Genomic DNA, 20,005 nt, shown 5'->3' with positions numbered 1-20,005 from the left:
CCCGATCTCCCCATCTCCCCACACCTCCGTTCTTTGTTACAAATATGAGATGCACCCGTTGGACAAGCTTAAATCCTATAACCAACACTCCTCAAGGTGAGAGAATAAATTAACCCTCATCCTCCAAATCGATAATACTCCCAAATTCATGCCATCACGACCAACTAGAGTTGGCAGGTGACCCACTGGAGCCCAGATTACGGAAAATGTCAGGTCTTCATAATTTTTCCATCGTCTTCTGAGGTGCAATCCTTTCCGCTGTCGCCATCCCACACGATGACCAAATTGTTGATAAAGCTTAGTTTGATACGCTAATAGGTTAGGGAAATAATTACTGCGGGAAATACTGTTTGGGTTGTAATAAGAACTTAAAACATAAACGCTTCGGTTGAATTCCAGTTTATCAACGTTATTATCGTCACTATCAAGTTTTCCCCCAAGCTTCTCCCAAATTTCTTTTTGCAAACTGAAGCCGAATTGCCCACTGCTATACTTTAGCCAAAGCCCCTCAATGGTGTGTAGATCGGTACAGGGAAAATTCTTGATTGACTCAGGGTCGATATTGTTGTCTTCTTCTCGATCAACTGCTTTGACCATCAGAGCAAAAGTTTCCTGATCGGCTTCTTTCCATTTACCGGCTCTTAGTAAATCTCGCAAGTTAGAGTAGTCTATGCCTTGATCAGAAATGAGTTGGTCAGGTTGGTGTAGGTCAACAGTTATCCCCAACTCCTTGTGTTTTTTAGTTAAGGTATATTGAACAATTTCAGGAATTTTACCATACCGTTCATAGTTTTCCACAATTTTGCGATACTTGGCTTCGATTTTGCGATACTCACTATCGGGATCATCGTTGGGGTCTTGATTCATTAAAATAGTCAGTAAAATATCCAACCCTTTATTATCGAGAAACAGAGCTGGCTCGATCTCGGGCTTAATAGTCTGGACTTTTTCGGTGGCATAGTTATGTAATTCACGAACATAGATTAAGCCAGCCCCATCTCGGTCTGCTGCACCAGTTTCAATTCCTTCCACTAAGTACTGGGTGTAAAGGGAAGAATGAGCTGGTTTCTGTTCAAAAGAGGTTTGTGTAGTTGTGGAGGAGGTGAGAACTGCTCGCCCTGGAGCACTGAGTTCTTCCTTGAGATTGACACTCACAGGTTCTGTCAGCGAACCGTCAACTGAAGCACTATAGTAATCACACTCAAGAATTACTATTTGTTGCTGAGCATCACTACGACTCAATTGCTGGTGTAAAAAAGAAGCAGGCAATGTAGTACCTTCAAGGTTGTCTTTAGTCGTGATGCTAGTTGTTAAATACAGTTTACCATCCTGATTAATAATTCCTTTGCCAGAGAAAAAAACTAGGGCTAAGTCATTGACACCACATTGGTCAACTAGGTTATTAATTGCCTGTTTTATGGTTTCCAGATTGGGATTGATCAGCAACTCTACCCGATTAAAATCCCCTAGGGTTTTCTCTTGCAAAACTCGCTGCATTGCTTCCACATCATGGGATGCAGCTTGATGGGTAGTTAAACCTTCTGCATACTGATCAACCGCGATCAGCAGTGCTACTTTCTTAGCCATTTACTTTTTCACATTTTGCCATCTCTTATCTTCTTATAGCATTTATAAAATCGGTGAGGTACACAAGTTTTTGATTTTAGGGAACAGCGGATCTCGGAATCGGGAATCGGGAATCGGGAATCGGGAATCGGGAATCGGGAAAAAATCTTGTGTACCTCATCAAGAGGAGAACTGCTATATAATAATTAAGGACTGATTAGATTGTCAGAGGGTTCCTACTCCCTACTCCCTACTCCCTACTCCCTACTCCCTACTCCCTACTCCCGACTAGTCACGGGTCTTGGTTAACCATTAGAATCGATTTAATTTTTCTTTTGATTCGATTTCCGTTTTTGTCCACTCTGCCATAAACGGTTTTGCCGTTATAATGAAGAGCGGAGGAGCTTCCTCCATCTAGATTCATGGCTTTTTCCACCCCGACAATTTTCAGGAAGGTAGCTAAGGCTCTGAAGGACATACCGGAATTTCTGGGAGCTTCTGGTTTTTGAGCCACCATTACTAACAAAATGCTGCCATCAGGAGTAATACCGACTGCACTTCTAGCATTGGGTCGGCTGCTCCCTAGGGCATCTCGTATGACTTTCCCATTTTCTACAGCTACAAAACCTTCGGTGACTGATGTAATTTGTGGAACCAGCAATGGACCACTGCCTAGGGCATCTAATAATTGACAACCGGGGGGGGTCGGTTCACTGTGTAGAGTAATATCGTAGCGGACTGTTGACCCACAACGGTATCGCCGAAATTCTGATCGATTGAGAATTTTATCCATGTAGGGCTGTAAGCTGGGATTTTGGATCAGCCCCTGGTTGTCACGGGGATCTGCTACTAGTTGCCCTTGCTTGATTACAATCGAGGTGGTCTTCTGATTTTTTGGGTCAAAAAAACCGCCGTTGATGGCAGCTACAGCTTGGTGCTTTTGGGCTAAATCTTCTAAGGTGATTAACTGTTCCGATATGGCGGGAGTAACGGAAAATCCACTATCAGCTGGAATTAATAAGGTATGAACCACACTAAAGTCTAGAGGATGGGATTGGTATTTGATCTGTTTCTGGGGTGGCGAAACATCTGAAGAAAGGGCATCGGGTGGCTGGTGATCCTGGATAGATAACCACGCAACCGCTAAACCTATGGCAATCAAGCTCAGCCCAAGGATTTTTCTCACGTTCTTTTAAAACCAAGTAACTATAGCAAAGGGAACAGGGAGTAGGCAGCGGTGCGACTCCCCGCTTTTTTAAAGCTAAGCTTGAACCCGGAGCGTAGGGAATATAGCATCAAAAATTATCACAATTCCTACACGGATCCCTATTTCGTTGAGTACATCAAAAAGATTAATGGTAGACCATTGCGGGAGGGAGATTTTGTACGACAGGGTGAATTGCTGGCAAGAGTAGACCAGCGTAAGTTAGCGTCTGATGTAACGGTGGCGGCAGCAGCGGAGGTGGAAGCTACCAAAGGGGTAATCACAGCCATGGCTAGTTTGCAACAGTCTCAGGCATCGGTGCGGGCTGAGCAAGCGAATCAAGCCAGAGCTCTGGCAAGTCTGGCTCAGGCTAAGGCAGATATGAAAAAGGCGATCGCAGCTCGGAATTTGGCGGAAACTGAGATGAAACGGTACCAAAGACTGTGGCAACAGGGGGTTGTTTCTGCAAGCGATCGCGACCGGGCGGTCACCCAATTCCAGGATGCGCAAGCAGCGGTTTAAGCAGCGGAGGCTGGGATTGTATCAGCCCAGAGTCAGATTCGTGCAGCCCAAGCCAGTTTAGAGGCAGCGCGAGGTGAGTTGATTGCGGCTCAGGCTCAGATAGATACCGCTGAATCTGCGGTTAGCTCAGCTAAAGCCCAGCTTAACAAGAGGAATGTTATCCTCAAAGACACGGTGTTAAGAGCACCGTTTGATGGTATAGTTGCTTATCTTAACATCAGGGAGGGCTTGTGACAGGTCATGCGATCGCTTACGACCAATCCTGACAACTAGTGCTACGACGATAATTGGTTTATTGCCCCTGGCGTTTAGTGAAGCTAATTGGTTTCCGTTGTGTATGGCAATTATCTTTGGCTTGATGTCGTCTACGCTAATTGCATTTCTGATTGTCCCTGGTCTGTATTTACAGTTGACTCCTAATCATAAGCCTCAGGATTCGTAATAGGAATTATAGCAGTTTTAAATTAGGTGAGGTACAAATTTTTAGGTTTTAGGGAACAGGGAATAGAGAAGAGAGAACAGGTAAAAAATCCTGTGTACCGCATAGTTTTGAAAAACGCTGTAGTTGCTCCAGCAGAACGAATAACGCTAGACTTTCATAGCTATGAACAGCAATAGCTACGAAGCTTCAAAATAGATTGGTAACGTAATAACTATGGCCTTTTCGGTGAGGAAAAACAAGACTCTACCCAGTGTGGGTGATACCGATACCTCTGATAAACATCTGACCTGTGCAGAGTATTTTGCAGGAATTGGTTTGGTGAGATTGGGGCTAGAGCAAGTAGGCTGGAAAGTTGTCTTCGCTAATGATTGGGCCTATGACAAATTTGAAATGTACTCTGCTTACTTTAAGGATGCAAGCAAGCACTATAGAGTTCAAGATATTTTTTCGGTTTGCCATTCCGATATTCCCAATACTTTGCTGGCGACGGCTTCATTTCCCTGTATTGATTTATCATTAGCAGGCAATTTAAAGGGTATTCATGGTCAATACTCTAGCGCTTTTTGGGGTTTTACTCAAATTCTTGACAGTCAAGGGAATAAGCCTCCCCTTGTGATGCTTGAAAATGTGACGGGTTGGCTTACTTCAAATGGTGGGCAAGACTTCCGAATTACCATTGAGGAGTTGAATCGGTTGGGTTATGCCTGTGATGTTTATGCCATCAATGCAGCCCATTTCGTGCCTCAAAGTAGACCACGAATTTTTGTGATTGGGGTGCATACATCCGATGTGAATCAGAACATGTTGATTTTTGCAAGGCGTTCTTCGTCACTTAAAACTCAAGCACTTGAAAAAGCGATCGCAGCTAATCATGATCTGCGCTGGAATTTCATAGAGGTTCCACCACTGCCTGAAAAGGTGAAAACTGGCTTAAGTGGTGTTGTAGAGAATATATCGGATCATGACGAGCGTTGGTGGCTTGAAGATAAAGTGCAACGCCACTTAACTATGATGTCCCCTGTAAATCTAGACTATCTAAAAGAATTTCAGGATTTATCCTATTACTCTTACTGCACCATGTACAGGCGTGTTCGTGAGGGCAAGCAAAGAGCAGAACTCAGAAAAGATAGCATTGCAGGCTGCCTAAGAACTGCTAGAGGTGGCAGTAGTCGGCAAATGTTGGTCAGAGTTGGAAAGGGAACTATCAGAATGCGTCTGATGACACCTCGTGAATATGCAAGGCTACAAGGTGTTCCTGATGATTACCCCATTCCATCACATATCAATCAAGCTTTGAGTGGATTTGGTGATGCTGTCTGTGTACCTGTGATTACCTGGATTGCTTCCCATATCTTGAATCCTTTGGTTAAGTTGATTCCAGAAAATACCTTAGCACTCCATCGCTGATCTCCAAAAGCTTAACACCTTGATTCTTGACAAACCCATAAGTTACTGAGCGTCGAAACCGCTGTCTCGCTTCGGCTTGATAATTTTGAAGGAGTTCGGGTAACCATTTATCAAATTTGGAAAGCATTTTGGCACGCTCGACTAACCAAACTTCAATATTGGTATATGCTTGACTTCTGGCAATAAAAATATGATCAACAGATTTATCATCAGCTAATTTATCCAGTCCGTGATTCCTGTGATATTGGTACTCAAAGCTGCTTCCAATAACAGCAGATTTAACTTCATAGTTGATCAAATCTGCCCCGTCTCTTCGTCTTGCTCTGTCATTGACCAAGATTGCTGCAAATACCTCCCAATCTTTTGAACCTACGCTTCCTTGTACAGTGAAGCCGTATCTTTGATATATTTCAGCTTTATCTTGACTATATTCCAGGATAAATCTTCTATAAAAAGAATACGCTTCTTGGACTTGCAGAGTCGGCACTTAAATCTTCCTCATCTATGCTAACTGTTGCTTGCTCCAAGCTACTCCCGACTCCCGACTCCCTATTCCCTTTGCTAAACTAATCAACCGGATGTCACATCATACAGCATAATCCGATGACCGTCGTAATCGCAGAATGCTTGTTCAGTGAAATGGAGGTTTGGTGGTCTAGTAAAGTAATTGGGCTCAATGGTGTCAAGTCCCAGTTCACGGATTTTCTGAATGGTTAGGGTCAGGTCTTTTACTCTGACCACCAGTGCTAGACGATAGGGAGTGGTAGGGGTGGGTAATTCAATTCCTTTGACTTCGGTCAGAGCCAGGGCTCTAGGTTCGTCTTCTGTACTGAGTGATGCAAATTTGAGCTGAGCACTTTTGGGAAACTGAAACACTTGGTAGAGGTAAGAGTCTGGGGATGCTTCAGCGAGATAGTCGAGCTTAAATCCTAGGATATCTTGGTAAATGGTGAATGCTCGTTCGAGATCAGCAACGACTAAGCAGGGGCGCTTGATGTGAAGCCCATCTAGATTAGGGGTATTGGGATTGACTGAGGGCTGATTGGTTTCCATTCACCCACTTAATTTTACCTTAGCTAATTATATAGCAAATTGAATAGGGAGTAGGGAGTAGGGAGTAGGGAATAGGGAATAGGGAGTAGGGAGTAGGGAGTAGGGAGTAGGGAGTAGGGATAAGAAAATTGAATGTACCTCATATAGTTAATTATAGCTGAAAGTTACCTATCAAAAAATTTTGCGATCGCATTCGCAAATCCATGAAATGAGCTGTAACTTTCGGATACAATAGAAACAGTTAATCCCAATTTTTCAGTATTAGCAGCGGTATAGGGACCAAAGCAAGCAACGACACAATGGTTATAATCCTGGGGGGAGTTAACCATTGTCAAAAAAGCGGTTACTTCTGCGGTGCTACTAAAAGCGATTACATCTATCTTGCCTTGACTAATCAGATTTAATTCTACATCATAGATAGTTTGATCCAAAATTCGGGTTTGATAGGTCAATACCGGAGTGACTTTCATGCCTAATTCCTGTAAACCCGAAATAAAATTTGGGATGACATTAGGCTCTGGTATCCCGACCACCTCTGGAATAGGAACTAATATAGTTTTCTGATCAATAGTTGGATAGTTAGACAATTCAGTAACAATTCCTGTTGGGCTAGCTTCAGCGGGAACTAAATCAGCTGTTACTCCAAAATCATACAATCTTTCGGCATCTTTTCCAATCGCAGATAGTTGACAATTTTTCAGCACAGATGTAGAAATACCCAAGGATGCCATGCGCTCAAAAAAAGCGTCTATTCCGTTGCGACTAGTGAAAGCAATCCAATCAAATTTATGAATTTGCCTGAGAGCAGCATCTAATTCAGGGGAATTTTCCAACAGACAGGTTTCAATAGTTGGCATCACTATGGGAAGTCCACCCTGATTAATGATTTGTTGAGATAACCGAGACCCATAGTTTCTCGGTGCTGTTACAATGATTCTTTTGCCATAGAGAGGGAGTTGATTGGAAGGAGATAGAGGGTGCATCTTTTTATTGTAAATCTATATCAATACAGGGAACAGGGAACAGGGAACAGGGAACAGTAGTCAAGAGCTCCAAGGATTTTTTAGTATTATGCTAAATTAGCATTAAGTTTAATGATTATTTTATAAATGCTATAGATAACAGTTATAAAATAATTAAAAAAATAATTACAGTTTTTGTGAATACCAAAAATAACTATATAATTAATTTAATCTTGCCTCTTGCCTCTTGCCTTTCCCAAAGAGATTATGTTCACAAATCAAATGGAAATGCTATATAACCGTCCTAGTGCGAAACTAGTACAAACATTAATATAGCGTTTTTCATACTTATGAGGTACATTCAACTTTAGTTACCCCGTCTTGATGCAGACCCGGTGGTGCGTTACGGGGCGGGCTGTCTCAACTCTGACGACGAGACGGAAAATGAGTGCCAGCCCGTCCCTAACGCACCCTACGCTACTCCCTACTACCTGTTCCCTGTTCCCTGTTCCCTGTTCCCTGTTCCCTTTCCTATAGATGAATAAATTAGCACTTACCTTAAAAAATCCCTTTTTCACGGATATCAAGTGGATCCTAAGCCTTTTCCTGGCTGCCCTTTTCCTTTGGGGTATTTTTCTGGGAAACGTACCCCTACGAGACTGGGATGAAGGCACCAGGGCCCTGATCGCTAGAGAAATCTATCGTACGGGCAACTGGCTCCATCCTACTCTGTGGGGAGAACCTTATCTACTTAAACCCCCTTTGATGGATTGGTTGATTGCCTTAAGCTATAAACTAGGGGGTGTCCAAGAATTCACTACTCGTCTGCCTGGTGCTTTAAATCCACTATTATCAGTCCCTTCGGGACAGGGGGTAGGGTGTAGGGGGTAGGGGGTAGGGGAAAAACTGTCCCTTACTCATAGGGGTCTAATACCCCGCCTAAAAACTTTGTTTTAGGGGCAAACAAGTTTAGTAGTAGTCCAATCTACTACTATAACTTGTCCCCACACCCGGTCACCCTACCCCCTACCCCCAATTGAAAGCTTCCCTGTAGCCTAAACCAATAATAAATAGCGGCTAGACATAGGCGAAACCTTCTCGAAGATGACACAGTCCGCGCTTCGCTGACTAGATGATCAAAATAATCAACGGGGTTTTAAACCGGGATTTGGTATCAGAAGATACATGAATTTTGTAGCATTAAAGCTCAACTGAGGAACTATACTGGTTCAGAATTAGTTTTCAATTTCCACCCTACTATAAATAGCATTACCATCTTTGCCAAGTAAAGGATTCTGATGACCTATCTCGAAACAACTGCTGAATTTTATTCTGAAGTCGCCCAAACACCCCAAGTTGGTTTGTGTTGTGTCCAAAGTAGCCCCTTACAACTGCCAGGACTGAAAATTCCTCCACTGATGGCGGAGATGAATTATGGCTGCGGTACTACGGTACATCCCACAGAACTCAGCAATCAGCCAACTGTCCTCTATGTCGGTGTTGGTGGTGGCTTGGAGGCGTTACAATTTGCTTATTTTTCCCAACGTCCAGGGGGTGTGATTGCTGTTGAGCCAGTTCAGGCCATGCGGGAGGCGGCTACCCGTAACCTGAAAATTGCTGCTCAAGACAATGCCTGGTTTGACCAGAGTTTTGTGGAAATTCGGGAAGGGGATGCCTTTGCCCTACCGATGCCAGATGATTCTGTAGATGTGGTTGCTCAGAATTGCCTATTCAACATCTTTGAACCGGCTGACCTGATGAAGGCACTCAAAGAAGCCTATCGAGTGTTAAAACCAGGTGGACGACTGTTAATGAGTGACCCCATTGCAACTCGTCCGATTCCACCCCATCTACAGGAAGATGAGCGGCTACGAGCTATGTGTCTGTCTGGTGCGCTCACTTATCAATCCTATGTTCAGCACCTGGTCAGGTCAGGTTTTGGTCAAGTAGAAATTCGAGCAAAGCGTCCCTATCGGCTTCTGGATTGCCAAAACTACAACCTAGAAGAACCCCTGCTGCTGGAAAGTCTGGATTCTGTTTCTTTCAAAGTTGTGATCCCAGAAGATGGACCATGCATTTTTACTGGCAAGACAGCAATTTACATGGGCGCGGAAGAGTTTTTTGATGACAATGCGGGACACATCCTCTCCCGTGGTGTGCCAGCCGCTGTTTGTGATAAAACAGCCGCGAAATTAGGAAAGGTGAATCCAGAAGAAATCTTAATCACCGATTCAAGTTGGCACTATGTTGGTGGTGGTTGTTGTTAGAGGTGAAGTATGAAGTATGAAGTATGAAGTATGAAGTATGAAGTATGAATGCTGTTCATCTTTGGCATCTGAAGTAGAGTAGGCTGAAGAATAAAAACCATGGATTTGTTTATCAACCAATCCATGGTCTAATTAAAGATTAGTAAATTACAAATCCTACTTTAGAAGTAATACTTCAGAAGTCATCCTTCAAAATTAATACTTCTAGCAATTACAAGTCAATAAAACTTATGATTAAAACAGACGTTTCAGCTGTTACACCGTTCCGGAAAAAACTGCAAGCTCCCTTAAGTAAACACCCAATCACGGTTTTACAAATTAATCTGGGGAAGCGTTGTAATCTAGCTTGTACTCACTGCCATGTGGAAGCTGGTCCTAAACGAACTGAAGAACTTTCTCCAGAAATTTGTGACCAGCTTATTACGCTGATTCATCAGTTTCCTCAAATTAAGACCGTTGACTTGACTGGTGGTGCGCCAGAGATGAACTATGGCTTTAAGCCATTAGTTGAAGCAGCATACCAAACCGGAAAGGAGGTAATTGTTCGGTCAAATTTGACCATTTATTTTGAACCGGGATATGAGGATATACCTGACTATTTCGCTAAGCACCAATTACGAGTAGTAGCTTCTTTGCCTTGTTATCTGGAAGATAATGTAGATAAAATGCGCGGCAAGGGGGTTTACGATGATTCGATTCGGGCGATTCAATGGCTGAATCGGTTGGGCTATGGCAGAAACCCCAAATTAATTCTTGATTTGGTCTACAATCCTTCCTTGCCACTGAGTGAAAAGTTTTCTATGACTCCTAATCAGGTTAAGTTGGAAAAGGATTATAAAGTGTTCCTAAAAGAACAGTTTGATATTGACTTCAACCAGCTATTTACAATTACAAATATCCCCGTTGGTAGAACAAAGTTTCATTTACAACGCACCAAGCTATATGCTCCCTATATGGTGTTTCTAGAAAACAGTTTCAATGCCAGTACGGTGGAGCATTTGATGTGTCGCAATGAACTGTCTATTGACTATCTGGGTAATGTCTACGATTGCGATTTTAATCAGATGGAAAATGTAGCAGCAACGTCTGGTACTGGAGAAAGGTTGACAGTTAGTAAACTTCTGGAAGCAGGAAGTTTAGACATCATTGAGGAAATTCGCACCGCTTCCTATTGTTATGGCTGTACAGCAGGGTCTGGTTCCAGTTGTGGTGGTGCTTTGATTTGATCTAATCAGAGTTTTTTTTGATTATAATATGAATGAATTTTCATATCAATGATAATTCAACTGCTGACAAGTGCTGAATTATGAACTCAAAACGTCCATCATCTCAAGCCTTCTGTGTCCGTAAGCTGAAAGTTTTAGCGGACAACACTCGTCTAACTGTTATGGAAATCCTGATGGAAGGACCAAAACATGTTGGGGAGCTCAAGGCTGTGTTGGGAATAGAGCAAAGCCTGCTATCCCATCATCTCAAAGTTTTGCGGGATGAGGGATTTGTTAGGGCGACGCGAGATGGTAAGGCGGTGCTTTATCAGTGTTCGCTCACCATTCGGCAAGCCAATGGTAATAGAGCAATTGATTTGGGATGTTGTTGCCTATGTTTTGATTAACAAAGTGCTGAGTAAGTGCTCAGTTTTGAGTTGTCAGTGATATCAAGTCTGGCGGATTTGAAATTATTGAGCAATCCAGCAATTATAACTGAGCAATTATAACTGAGCACTCTCATTATTTTATAGATAAGATGACTGACTGATGATTGATGAAAAATTTAACAACTCTAGCATCAATGTCTATGGGTTTAGTAGCTTGCTTTTGGCTACAATCCTGTGCCCAATCTCCGGAAGTAGCTACCCAATCAACAGATCAGTTGCAGGGTAAGTTGGTTTTAACCGGTTCTAGTACAGTAGCCCCCCTGGCGTCGGAAATTGGCAAGCGTTTTGAATCAGAAAATCCTGGTGTACGGGTGGATGTGCAGACAGGAGGCTCGTCTCGCGGTATTGCAGATGCTCGCCAAGGAGTCGCTGATATTGGGATGGTGTCTCGTGACCTCAAGCAGAGCGAGAAAGATCTGCAAGGGTTTGCGATCGCTCGTGATGGGATTGGGATTATCGTCCATAAAACTAATCCGGTGCAATCCCTGAGTAATCAACAGATTGTGGATATCTATCAGGGCAAAATTGATAACTGGCAGGATGTGGGAGGCAAGAGGGCACCAATTACAGTAGTCAACAAAGCCGAGGGGCGCTCTACCTTGGAGTTATTTCTGAAGTACTTCCAGCTGAAAAATAGCGAGATTAAGGCAGATGTGGTGATTGGGGATAATGAGCAGGGGATTAAAACAGTAGCGGGTAATCCTAATGGGATTGGTTATGTCTCTATTGGCACAGCAGAATATAGCAGCAAACAGGATGTTCCGATTAAGTTACTGCCCGTTGCTGGAATAGCGGCAACCACAGAAAATGTTCAAAACGGCACATTTCCCCTATCTCGTTCCCTGACGTTAGTCACCAAAACTATTCCGGTTGGGTTAGATCAAGCATTTATTGAGTTTTCGCGATCGCAAAAGGTACAAGACATTGTTAAAGAGCAAAACTTTGTCCCCCTCTCGGAGTGATACTATCCTAATCTCGACCCTAAAAGGCTGTGCTGTGGTGGCTGGTGCTATCGTGGTGCTGATTGTTGTGTTCCTAATCACGGAAGCCTTGCCAGTATTGGGACAAGTAGGATTACTCCCCTTTTTTACCGATCCATCCTGGCATCCTGCTGAGACTCTGTACAACTTCACCCCGATGCTTTGGGGCACCCTGTTGGTCACCGCTGGGGCGATGGTAGTGGCTACACCCCTGGGAATTCTATCTGCAGTCTTTTGTCAGTATTACGCACCTCCACCGATTGCTGGACTTTATCGACGGCTAATTGAATTGTTGGCAGGGATGCCCTCAGTTGTTTACGGCTTCTGGGGTTTGGTGGAGCTAGTTCCCCTAATTGGACGCTTTCAGCCACCGGGAGCCAGTCTCCTAGCTGGAATTGCGATTCTGACCCTGATGATTTTGCCAACTATTGCTCTGAGCGCAGACGCTAGCTTTGCGAAAGTCCCCCCAGAATACCTACAGGGAGCAGCAGCCCTGGGACTATCCCGCTGGGCAACAGTCAGAGGTGTTGTGTTTCCGGCTGCTAAGTCGGGGCTGTTTACTGGCTTGATTTTAGGAACAGGACGGGCGATTGGAGAAACCATGGCGGTGCTGATGGTGTGTGGCAATGTGGTGCAAACTCCCAAAAGCCTATTTGAGCCGATGCGAACTCTTACTGCCAATATCGCCTTGGAAATGGCTTACGCTATGGGCAATCACCGCTCAGCACTTTTTGTCAGTGGCTTGCTGCTGATGGCAATAATTTTGGTACTGGTAGCAATTGCAGAAATCATCAGCAAGGGCGGAATCTATGAGTAAGAACTTATATCAAGTCTGGTTGAATACCCATAATTAAGGAGAGGGTGGGGAGGGTGGGAGGTGTGGGGAGATGGGGAGATAGGGAGATAGGGAGATAGGGAGATAGGGAGATAGGGAAATTTTTATTAAGGGTAATTATCCTGACATGATATGAAAACGAAGCCACAACCGACAACCGACAACTTCCAACCTGCAACCGACAACTTCCAACCTGCAATCGACAACTTCCAAGTTTCAACGGTGATGATTTGGGCGATCGCACTGTTCGTAACTGCTGTATTCCTCTGGATTTTGAGTGATATCGTCTGGCACGGTGTCGGACAAATTAACTGGGAATTCCTGACTACTGCACCAAAGAATGCTGGACGGGAAGGAGGGATTGCTCCAATTCTGGTTTCCACTGTCCTAATTTTAGGTGTATGTATGACTGTTTCGGTTCCGATAGGAGTAGGGACAGCAATACTGCTAGCTGAGTTCACAGATACTAAGAGTATTTTCGGGCGTCTGGTTCGTCGTAGCTTAGATGTGCTAGCAGGAGTACCGTCGATTGTGTTTGGACTATTTGGCAATGCCTTTTTCTGCAAAACCCTAGGGCTAGGCTTTTCAATTTTGTCTGGGGGGTTGACATTAGCCTGTATGGTGTTGCCAATCCTAATTCGATCAACAGAGGAAGGGTTTCGCGCCGTTAGTGATGATTATCGGCTTTCTGCCACTGCCCTTGGTTTATCCCGCACTACCACTCTCTGGAATTTGCTGTTACCAGCGGCAGCACCCGGACTAGTGGTGGGATTAGTGTTAGGGATAGGGCGAGCGATCGCTGAGACCGCAGCACTGATCTTTACTAGTGGTTATGTGGATCGGATGCCAGAGTCTTTGCTGGATTCTGGGCGATCGCTGTCGATTCATATTTTTGATTTGTCGATGAATGTAACAGGGGGAAATGCTAATGCTTATGCCTCAGCTTTAGTGTTGCTAGTGTTGTTGTTGCTGATTAATGGTACAGCAGCATGGATGACTCAGTATTGGTTGGGTGCATCTCATTAAAGCTGTTTGAGCCAGTGGTGCGTTACGGGCAGCAACCTAACCCTGGTTACGAGGCGGAAAATCTCCAGTCCCCCTAACGCACCCTACGCAACTAATTTTTAATTCCTAAAAACAATGGTTAACCCTTTAGAAATAAAACAGCGATTACCGGTAAGCCAGTCTATAAACGACCCATTGATTCAGACCGAGCGGCTATGTTTACATTATGGAACAAAACCGGCCTTTGCTGATGTATCGTTGCCAATTTATAAAGGTTCGATTACCGCACTAGTGGGACCATCTGGTTGTGGAAAGACTAGTTTTTTAAGTTGCCTAAATCGCTTGACAGATTTGATTCCTAATGCTAAAGTTACCGGTAGGATTCGCATGGGTTCCCTGGATGTGCTGAGTCCTCGGATGGATGCGATCGCAAAGCGTGGTGCGATGGAGCTAATTGCACTTCGTCGTCGTGTTGGAATGATTTTCCAAAAGCCGAGTCCCTTCCCATTCTCAATCTGGAAGAATCTGGCCTTTCCGTTGCGGGAACATGGTGTTAAAAACCGGGATAACATTGCTGAGCTCATCGAAACCGCACTCCGGGATGTTGGTTTGTGGGATGAAGTAAAAGACCGACTCCACACCTCGGCTCTTGCTCTGTCTGGTGGTCAAAAGCAGCGCCTGTGCATTGCCCGTGCCTTGGTATTGCAACCAGAAGTACTCCTGTTAGATGAACCCTGTAGTGCCCTCGATCCCATATCCAGCGGTGTGGTCGAAGATTTGATAGCTAGGCTCAGGGGACGCTACACCCTGGTGATTGTTACCCACAACCTAGCTCAAGCTAGACGAATTGCTGACTATACTGCCGTCTTCTGGGTTAAGGAAGCAGTGGGGAGATTGATTGAATACGGCTGTGTGGAGCAGATTTTTGAATCACCTCAACAAGCCTTGACAGCTGCCTATGTGAATGGAATGAGAGGATAAAGCTGTGCTCTTCCCTGCTCCGAATTCCCGTAAGCATATGCGCTACGCGCACGCTGCGCGAACAGCGGTCAGCCGTCAGTGGTCAGCCGTTGGCCGTTGGCCACGCTACGCGAACAGCTTATTTTATTCAAAAGCTGTTCGCGTAGCGCTTAAGCTGAGAGCTGATAGCTGAGAGCTGATAGCTTACGATTGTTCCTAATTCATACTGGTGTCAGGCAACCAGTTAAGTTCCTTTCTCATATAAACATGGAGCTGATTAATCTCCTCGTTTTCCAGGATTTCTAATATGGCTAGATTCAAGTTGCTCTGGACATCATAGTAGAGCTTGGGCTCAATCACAAATACCCGAATTTTCATCACCCGAGCATTCTGTTCAAGGCGGGAAAATACAACTTTAATTTTATCCTTGTTCACGGCATCGATAGTCGGAATTGTTTCTTTAATAGCCTGACAAATTCGCCTAGTTTGCTTGGCCGAAATCCCATCAATTTTCAGAGTTAAATTTATGCCCCACTGAACTGTCTCGCCAGTCTTATCTGACCAATTTGCAAAAATTCCAGAAATCATTTGAGAATTGGGAAGTTTTTTGATATAACCCCAATCAGTAATAAGAAGCCTTGTACTTCTCAGACCAATATTGAGTATCTTTACCCTACCACTTACTCCGTCCAATACTATCACGTCACCGGGTTTATAGAGACCATCAGCGTAGATAATCACTGTACAACACCAGTCATAGACAATGTCTTTGAATAACAAACCTATGGCGACACCTGCGCCACCGAGTAGACCGATCAGTGCACCGGCAGATGACCCCAACAAAATTTCACTGGCTTTAATGGTAGCAATCACGATTGCTGCGATCTGAAAAAGCTTTGGGAAGTAGGGGACGAACAAATCGTCGAGTTCAGTTTCAGTGTTTGCCGCTAATCCGGCTAGAAGCTCCCCCAGTAGTGGAGCAGCACGGTAAAGAATATAGGTGGCAATGAACAGAATGCTCACAAACATAATCTCGGGGATTTTCTGATTCTGTTCAGGAGTAAGATGGGTGGCCACAACTAGATGTACTAGCCATAGTCCAGCGATCCAAATTAGCCAGCCTAATGGTGCCCTAAGAATCCTAATGAACTCATCGTCTAGGGTGGTTTCTGTACCGCTAGTCAGACCCTCGAGTCTGTGAATGATTATTGAAGTGAAAAAGCCTCGCAATATATGGGTGAAGAGGAGGATGAGCACCACAATAACTATCGTGGTAACAGGAATGTTGGGGAGCTGGAAGTCGGACTCAAAGATCTTTTCTTTGATTAGGTTGATTCTATTGTTGAATGTACTCTTAAGGTTTTCCATGGTTTCAACCAAAATAAAACAGCAGAGATCAACCTGTGCCTAGCTAAATGGCAAGTCGATGGCAAGTCTGTTGATGGATTGATTTTACTATAACTGAAGTTCCCCCAAAGTTTGAGCTACTCGAAACCTCAATCCCAAGCTCTGTGGCGTTCCTAGGCTTGCCGGTACTTATTGCTACTGGGTACAGTCTTATTGAGAATGCTCACAACGTTGAGCTGAAGGGCGTTTGAGCGATTTGGTTCTCAAATAAAAATGCGACCAGTGCCTATAGTTGGATTATATTCCAATTGCAGACATACTTCAAGAACCAACATGGGTACACAATTTTTGGGACCAATCATGCTTATCCCTTATGGGGAGAGGCTTTAACTGGTCTAGTAGTACAAATGAACGGGGGAACTTCAGCTATAAGTGGGGAATTTACCGAATCCTGCTAGGTATGCAATAAATATGATTTAGAGCAATTGCCCGTTTGCGCAGCACCCTAGGAGCCAGTTTGAAACGTGATCGGCTCTCCTAGACTGATTATAGTAAATGAGTAGTTTAAATGAGCGATTACCCCTTAAATAGCAAGGCAAGGGATTCAATAAACTAAAAATGCCATGTCTTGATGCACCCTTCGCGACTGCATCAAGACATGGATGTTGAATTCCGCGAAGGATTACTAGCTATTGGTTTGTTTAGCGATCGCGAATCAACTTCCCAGTTCGGTTGATTAGAGCCATGGGCTTGTAGAATCAAAGGTCCTGTCCCCATAGTTTCCAGGGTCCTGCCAGGAACAGATGCCCAGAGCTCGAATAGGGATGCAGCCGCGCTGCATCCCTTGTTCAAAGGATTGCTAGGATTTATATGCCACCTCAGTAACTAAATTTTCCTTAACCTCACTAACTAAATTTTCCTTCAGCTGTTTGTAGTCTTGGAGTTCCTTTCTCAGATCAACATGCAGGTGATCAATCTCCTCTTTCTGGATGATTTCTAATATGGCTATGTTCAAGTCATTCATGGCGGCCAAATAGAGTTTTCTATCAATCACAAATACCCTAACTAGAATCACACGAGCATTCTCTTCAATGCTGGACAATACAACTTTCATTTTCTGCTTGTGCAATCCATCGATAGTCGGAATTTTGGCTTTAATAGCCTGACAAAGTCTGGTAGTTTGCTCCGCTGAAATTCCATCTATTTTCAGAGTTAAATTTATTGCTCCCAACTCCAACGTATCGCCAGGATTCTGTGACCAATAATTGACCACAACTCCACCAATCATTTTAGAATTGGGAATTTTTTTGGTACCACCAACAGTAAGAAGACGAACCTTTGTACTTCTCAGACCAATACTGAGTATCTCAACAAAACCATTTATTCCGTCCAATTTTACCCAGTCACCGGGTCTATAGAGACCATCAGCATAGATAACCACTGTACAAAACCAGTCATAGATAATGTCTTTTAATAACAAACCTAAGGCGACACCTGCGCCACCCAGTAGACCGATCAGTGCACCAGCAGATGCCCCCAACAAAATCTCACTGGCTTTACTGGCAGCAATCAGGATTGCTGCGATCTGAAAAAGCTTTGGGAAGTAGGGGACTATCAAATCGTCGAGTTCAGTTTCAGTGTTTGCCGCCAATCCGGCTAGAAGCTCCCCCAATAGTGGAGCAGCACGGTAAAGAATATACGTGACAATGAACAGAGCGCTCACAGAGAGAATCTCGAGGATTTTCGGATTCTGTTCAGGACTAAGATGGCTTGCCACAACTAGATAGACTAGCCATAGTCCAGCGATCCAAATTAGCCAGCCTAATGGTTGCTTAAGAATGCTAATGAACTCATCGTCTAGGGTGGTTTCTGTACGGCTAGTTATCAGCTCGATTCTGTGAATGATTATTGAAGTGAACAAGCCTCGCAATATCTGGGTAAGGAGGAGGATGAGCACCACAATAACTATCGTGGAAACAGGAATGTTGGCGAGTTTGAAGTCGGAATCAAAGATCCTTTCTGTGATTATGTTGATTGTAGTGTTGAATGTACCCTGAAGGTTTTCCATCGTTTGGACCAAAATACAGTAACATAGATCGACCTGTGCCTAGCTAAATGGCAAGTCGATGGCAAGTCTATTGGTAGCATGATTTTACTATAAGTTGCGAATTTAGCGAATCATGCTAAGTACCTCGACAAAAATAAACCTCACTTCTTGATGCAAAGCGCGAGTGGGGGAAACCCCCTGTTCCCTTGCTGCATCGCTGTATTAACTTGTGTAAAGTTGCCAAAAGTCCGTCTGCTCCCAGCTCCGAACGCGCCCCGCGTGGCCCACGGCCTCAGTCCCTGCTCCCTATTTCAACAGTTAATTTTACTTTTGTCCGACTACTTAGGTATGTAATAAACATGATTGACACCAATTGCCCGTTTGGGCAGCACCCTAGGAGCCAGTTTGAAAGGTTTACTATCTGGGGTGCATCTCATACAGCGGTTTTCAATTCGGTCAGGTACAAATTCTTGAGGTGCGACCCGTGGCGAATTAAATTCGCCACGGGTCGCACCTAAAAGCGATGCAGCTTCGAAGGGAGCGAGCGCTGCATCGCTTGTTCAAAGCATTGCTAGGATTTAGATACCACCTCACTAACTAAATTTCCCTTCATCTGTTTGTAGTCTTGAAGTTGCTTTTCCAGCTCAATATGCAGGTGATCAATCTCCTCTTTCTGCAGGATTTCTAATATGGCTATGTTCAAGTCTTGCTGGGCAGCATAGTAGAGGTTGGGATCAATCACAAATACCCTAACTATAATCACGCGAGCATTCTCTTCAATTTTGGAAAATAAAACTAACATTTTTTGCTTGTGCAAGCCATCGATAGTCGGAATTCTTTCTTCAAGAGCCTGACAAATTCGGAGAGTTTGCTCCGCTGAAATGCCATCAATTTTCAGAGTTAAATTTATACCCCACTCAAATCTATCGCCAATCTTCTGTGACCAATTTTCCACAACGCCAGCAATCATTTTAGAATTGGGAACTTTTTTGATAGAACCCCACTCAGTAAGGCGAAGTGTTGTACTTCTGAGACCAATACTGACGATCTGAACAAAACCATTGACTCCGTCCACTCCTACCCAGTCACCAGGTTTATAGAGACCATCAGCGTAGATAATCACCGTACAACACCAGTCATAGATAATGTCTTTGAATAACAAACCTAAGGCGACACCTGCACCACCGAGTAGACCGATCAGTGCACCAGCAGATGCCCCCAACAAAATCTCACTGGCTTTAATGGCCGCAATCAGCACTGCTGCGATCTGAAAAAGCCTTGGGAAGTAGGGCACGAACAAATCGTCCAGTTCAGTTTCAGTGTTGGCCGCCAATCCGCCTAGAAGCTCCCCCAGTAGTGGAGCAGCACGGTAAAGGATATAGGTGGCAATGAACAGAGCGGTCACAAACAGAATCTCGGGGATTTTCTCATTCTGTGCAGGAGTAAGATGGGTGCCCACAACTAGATATACTAGCCATAGTCCAGCCAGCCAAATTAGCCAGCCTAATGGTGCCCTAAGAATCTTAATGAACTCATCGTCTAGGGTAGTTTCTGTACCGCTAGTGAGACGCTCGATTCTGTTAATGATTATGGCAGTGAACAAGCCTCGCAATATCTGGGTGAGGAAGAGGATGAGCACCACAATAACTATCGTGGAAAGAGGGATGTTGGCGAGTTTGAAGTCGGTATCAAAGATCCTTTCTTTGATTACGTTGATTGTATTGTTGAATGTACTCTTAATGTTTTCCATAGTT

Annotated in this window: 22 protein-coding genes; 14 read left to right on the top strand and 8 right to left on the bottom strand. The window is 44.1% G+C overall.

The window, feature by feature from the left end; genetic code table 11:
* Positions 1–75: 75 nt before the first annotated feature.
* On the bottom strand, positions 76–1,587 hold the full coding sequence (locus tag F6K49_RS07020) for a GUN4 domain-containing protein (RefSeq protein WP_293095379.1): 1,512 nt from the start codon (positions 1,585–1,587) through the stop codon (positions 76–78).
* Between the two features lie 70 nt (positions 1,588–1,657).
* On the opposite strand from F6K49_RS07020, the gene F6K49_RS07015 reads away from it, so the two are divergent.
* Positions 1,658–1,783, top strand: a complete 126-nt coding sequence (locus F6K49_RS07015) for a hypothetical protein (RefSeq protein ID WP_293095376.1) — start codon at positions 1,658–1,660, stop codon at positions 1,781–1,783.
* A gap of 75 nt (positions 1,784–1,858) precedes the next feature.
* On the opposite strand, the gene F6K49_RS07010 is transcribed toward F6K49_RS07015, so the two are convergent.
* On the bottom strand, positions 1,859–2,752 hold the full coding sequence (locus F6K49_RS07010) for a phosphodiester glycosidase family protein (RefSeq protein ID WP_293039875.1): 894 nt from the start codon (positions 2,750–2,752) through the stop codon (positions 1,859–1,861).
* 51 nt (positions 2,753–2,803) lie between these two features.
* On the opposite strand from F6K49_RS07010, the gene F6K49_RS07005 reads away from it, so the two are divergent.
* The 3 genes from F6K49_RS07005 to dcm all read left to right on the top strand — a co-directional run bounded on the left by F6K49_RS07005 (position 2,804) and on the right by dcm (position 5,141).
* Positions 2,804–3,292 carry a hypothetical protein gene (locus F6K49_RS07005; protein ID WP_293024311.1) on the top strand — a complete coding sequence of 163 codons (489 nt, stop codon included), beginning with the start codon at positions 2,804–2,806 and terminating at the stop codon, positions 3,290–3,292.
* A gap of 202 nt (positions 3,293–3,494) precedes the next feature.
* Entirely contained in the window at positions 3,495–3,734 is a 240-nt protein-coding gene (locus tag F6K49_RS07000; protein ID WP_293024309.1) for an efflux RND transporter permease subunit, read from the top strand.
* Positions 3,735–3,947: 213 nt separating this feature from the next.
* Entirely contained in the window at positions 3,948–5,141 is a 1,194-nt protein-coding gene (gene dcm, locus F6K49_RS06995; protein ID WP_293070381.1) for a DNA (cytosine-5-)-methyltransferase, read from the top strand.
* On the opposite strand, the gene F6K49_RS06990 is transcribed toward dcm, so the two are convergent.
* The 3 genes from F6K49_RS06990 to F6K49_RS06980 all read right to left on the bottom strand — a co-directional run bounded on the left by F6K49_RS06990 (position 5,101) and on the right by F6K49_RS06980 (position 7,177).
* A complete protein-coding gene (locus F6K49_RS06990; RefSeq protein ID WP_293024307.1) occupies positions 5,101–5,628 on the bottom strand; it encodes a hypothetical protein in 528 nt (175 codons plus the stop codon). The two genes, dcm and F6K49_RS06990, sit on opposite strands and share 41 nt — an antisense overlap.
* Positions 5,629–5,711: 83 nt before the next feature.
* Positions 5,712–6,194, bottom strand: a complete 483-nt coding sequence (locus F6K49_RS06985) for a VOC family protein (protein ID WP_293024306.1) — start codon at positions 6,192–6,194, stop codon at positions 5,712–5,714.
* 164 nt (positions 6,195–6,358) lie between these two features.
* A complete protein-coding gene (locus tag F6K49_RS06980; protein ID WP_293024304.1) occupies positions 6,359–7,177 on the bottom strand; it encodes a uroporphyrinogen-III synthase in 819 nt (272 codons plus the stop codon).
* 377 nt (positions 7,178–7,554) lie between these two features.
* Between F6K49_RS06980 and F6K49_RS06975 the strand changes: the two genes are divergently transcribed.
* The 10 genes from F6K49_RS06975 to F6K49_RS06930 all read left to right on the top strand — a co-directional run bounded on the left by F6K49_RS06975 (position 7,555) and on the right by F6K49_RS06930 (position 15,050).
* Positions 7,555–7,701 (top strand): hypothetical protein, encoded by a 147-nt coding sequence (locus tag F6K49_RS06975; RefSeq protein ID WP_293095370.1) that lies wholly within the window; start codon positions 7,555–7,557, stop codon positions 7,699–7,701.
* A complete protein-coding gene (locus tag F6K49_RS06970) occupies positions 7,694–8,047 on the top strand; it encodes a hypothetical protein (protein ID WP_366514138.1) in 354 nt (117 codons plus the stop codon). The genes F6K49_RS06975 and F6K49_RS06970 overlap by 8 nt, the downstream gene beginning before the upstream one ends.
* Before the next feature lie 407 nt (positions 8,048–8,454).
* A complete protein-coding gene (gene arsM, locus F6K49_RS06965; protein ID WP_293095367.1) occupies positions 8,455–9,423 on the top strand; it encodes an arsenosugar biosynthesis arsenite methyltransferase ArsM in 969 nt (322 codons plus the stop codon).
* A gap of 230 nt (positions 9,424–9,653) precedes the next feature.
* Positions 9,654–10,649, top strand: a complete 996-nt coding sequence (arsS, locus tag F6K49_RS06960) for an arsenosugar biosynthesis radical SAM (seleno)protein ArsS (protein ID WP_293095364.1) — start codon at positions 9,654–9,656, stop codon at positions 10,647–10,649.
* Between the two features lie 80 nt (positions 10,650–10,729).
* Positions 10,730–11,035 (top strand): metalloregulator ArsR/SmtB family transcription factor, encoded by a 306-nt coding sequence (locus tag F6K49_RS06955; protein WP_293043523.1) that lies wholly within the window; start codon positions 10,730–10,732, stop codon positions 11,033–11,035.
* A 149-nt stretch (positions 11,036–11,184) separates the two neighbouring features.
* Positions 11,185–12,039 carry a phosphate ABC transporter substrate-binding protein gene (locus F6K49_RS06950; RefSeq protein WP_293043525.1) on the top strand — a complete coding sequence of 285 codons (855 nt, stop codon included), beginning with the start codon at positions 11,185–11,187 and terminating at the stop codon, positions 12,037–12,039.
* Positions 12,002–12,874, top strand: a complete 873-nt coding sequence (gene pstC, locus F6K49_RS06945; RefSeq protein ID WP_293095361.1) for a phosphate ABC transporter permease subunit PstC — start codon at positions 12,002–12,004, stop codon at positions 12,872–12,874. The genes F6K49_RS06950 and pstC overlap by 38 nt, the downstream gene beginning before the upstream one ends.
* 150 nt (positions 12,875–13,024) lie before the next feature.
* Entirely contained in the window at positions 13,025–13,918 is an 894-nt protein-coding gene (gene pstA / locus F6K49_RS06940) for a phosphate ABC transporter permease PstA (protein ID WP_293095358.1), read from the top strand.
* Between the two features lie 114 nt (positions 13,919–14,032).
* The gene (locus tag F6K49_RS06935) at positions 14,033–14,878 is read left to right on the top strand and encodes a phosphate ABC transporter ATP-binding protein (RefSeq protein ID WP_293095355.1); all 846 of its coding nucleotides are present in this window, start codon (positions 14,033–14,035) and stop codon (positions 14,876–14,878) included.
* A 4-nt stretch (positions 14,879–14,882) separates the two neighbouring features.
* Positions 14,883–15,050 carry a hypothetical protein gene (locus F6K49_RS06930; RefSeq protein ID WP_293043533.1) on the top strand — a complete coding sequence of 56 codons (168 nt, stop codon included), beginning with the start codon at positions 14,883–14,885 and terminating at the stop codon, positions 15,048–15,050.
* Positions 15,051–15,073: 23 nt separating this feature from the next.
* On the opposite strand, the gene F6K49_RS06925 is transcribed toward F6K49_RS06930, so the two are convergent.
* The 3 genes from F6K49_RS06925 to F6K49_RS06915 form a co-directional block, all read right to left on the bottom strand.
* The gene (locus F6K49_RS06925; protein WP_293043535.1) at positions 15,074–16,225 is read right to left on the bottom strand and encodes a mechanosensitive ion channel domain-containing protein; all 1,152 of its coding nucleotides are present in this window, start codon (positions 16,223–16,225) and stop codon (positions 15,074–15,076) included.
* 838 nt (positions 16,226–17,063) lie between these two features.
* Positions 17,064–18,272 (bottom strand): mechanosensitive ion channel domain-containing protein, encoded by a 1,209-nt coding sequence (locus F6K49_RS06920; RefSeq protein WP_293043537.1) that lies wholly within the window; start codon positions 18,270–18,272, stop codon positions 17,064–17,066.
* Between the two features lie 550 nt (positions 18,273–18,822).
* The gene (locus tag F6K49_RS06915) at positions 18,823–20,001 is read right to left on the bottom strand and encodes a mechanosensitive ion channel domain-containing protein (RefSeq protein WP_293095352.1); all 1,179 of its coding nucleotides are present in this window, start codon (positions 19,999–20,001) and stop codon (positions 18,823–18,825) included.
* Positions 20,002–20,005: the final 4 nt, after the last annotated feature.

The organism is Moorena sp. SIO3I6 (genome assembly GCF_010672095.1).
This window is presented reverse-complemented; position numbering and strand designations above follow the sequence as displayed.

Bases quoted from the DNA above. Each gene is read 5' to 3' on its own strand.
- F6K49_RS06925 (WP_293043535.1), bottom strand. From the start codon at position 16,225: ATGGAAAACCTTAAGAGTACATTCAACAATAGAATCAACCTAATCAAA.
- arsS (WP_293095364.1), top strand. From the start codon at position 9,654: ATGATTAAAACAGACGTTTCAGCTGTTACACCGTTCCGGAAAAAACTG.
- dcm (WP_293070381.1), top strand. From the start codon at position 3,948: ATGGCCTTTTCGGTGAGGAAAAACAAGACTCTACCCAGTGTGGGTGAT.
- F6K49_RS06980 (WP_293024304.1), bottom strand. From the start codon at position 7,177: ATGCACCCTCTATCTCCTTCCAATCAACTCCCTCTCTATGGCAAAAGA.
- arsM (WP_293095367.1), top strand. From the start codon at position 8,455: ATGACCTATCTCGAAACAACTGCTGAATTTTATTCTGAAGTCGCCCAA.
- F6K49_RS06920 (WP_293043537.1), bottom strand. From the start codon at position 18,272: ATGGAAAACCTTCAGGGTACATTCAACACTACAATCAACATAATCACA.
- F6K49_RS06955 (WP_293043523.1), top strand. From the start codon at position 10,730: ATGAACTCAAAACGTCCATCATCTCAAGCCTTCTGTGTCCGTAAGCTG.
- F6K49_RS06950 (WP_293043525.1), top strand. From the start codon at position 11,185: ATGAAAAATTTAACAACTCTAGCATCAATGTCTATGGGTTTAGTAGCT.
- F6K49_RS06985 (WP_293024306.1), bottom strand. From the start codon at position 6,194: ATGGAAACCAATCAGCCCTCAGTCAATCCCAATACCCCTAATCTAGAT.
- pstA (WP_293095358.1), top strand. From the start codon at position 13,025: ATGAAAACGAAGCCACAACCGACAACCGACAACTTCCAACCTGCAACC.
- F6K49_RS06915 (WP_293095352.1), bottom strand. From the start codon at position 20,001: ATGGAAAACATTAAGAGTACATTCAACAATACAATCAACGTAATCAAA.
- F6K49_RS06970 (WP_366514138.1), top strand. From the start codon at position 7,694: ATGAATAAATTAGCACTTACCTTAAAAAATCCCTTTTTCACGGATATC.
- F6K49_RS07020 (WP_293095379.1), bottom strand. From the start codon at position 1,587: ATGGCTAAGAAAGTAGCACTGCTGATCGCGGTTGATCAGTATGCAGAA.
- F6K49_RS06935 (WP_293095355.1), top strand. From the start codon at position 14,033: ATGGTTAACCCTTTAGAAATAAAACAGCGATTACCGGTAAGCCAGTCT.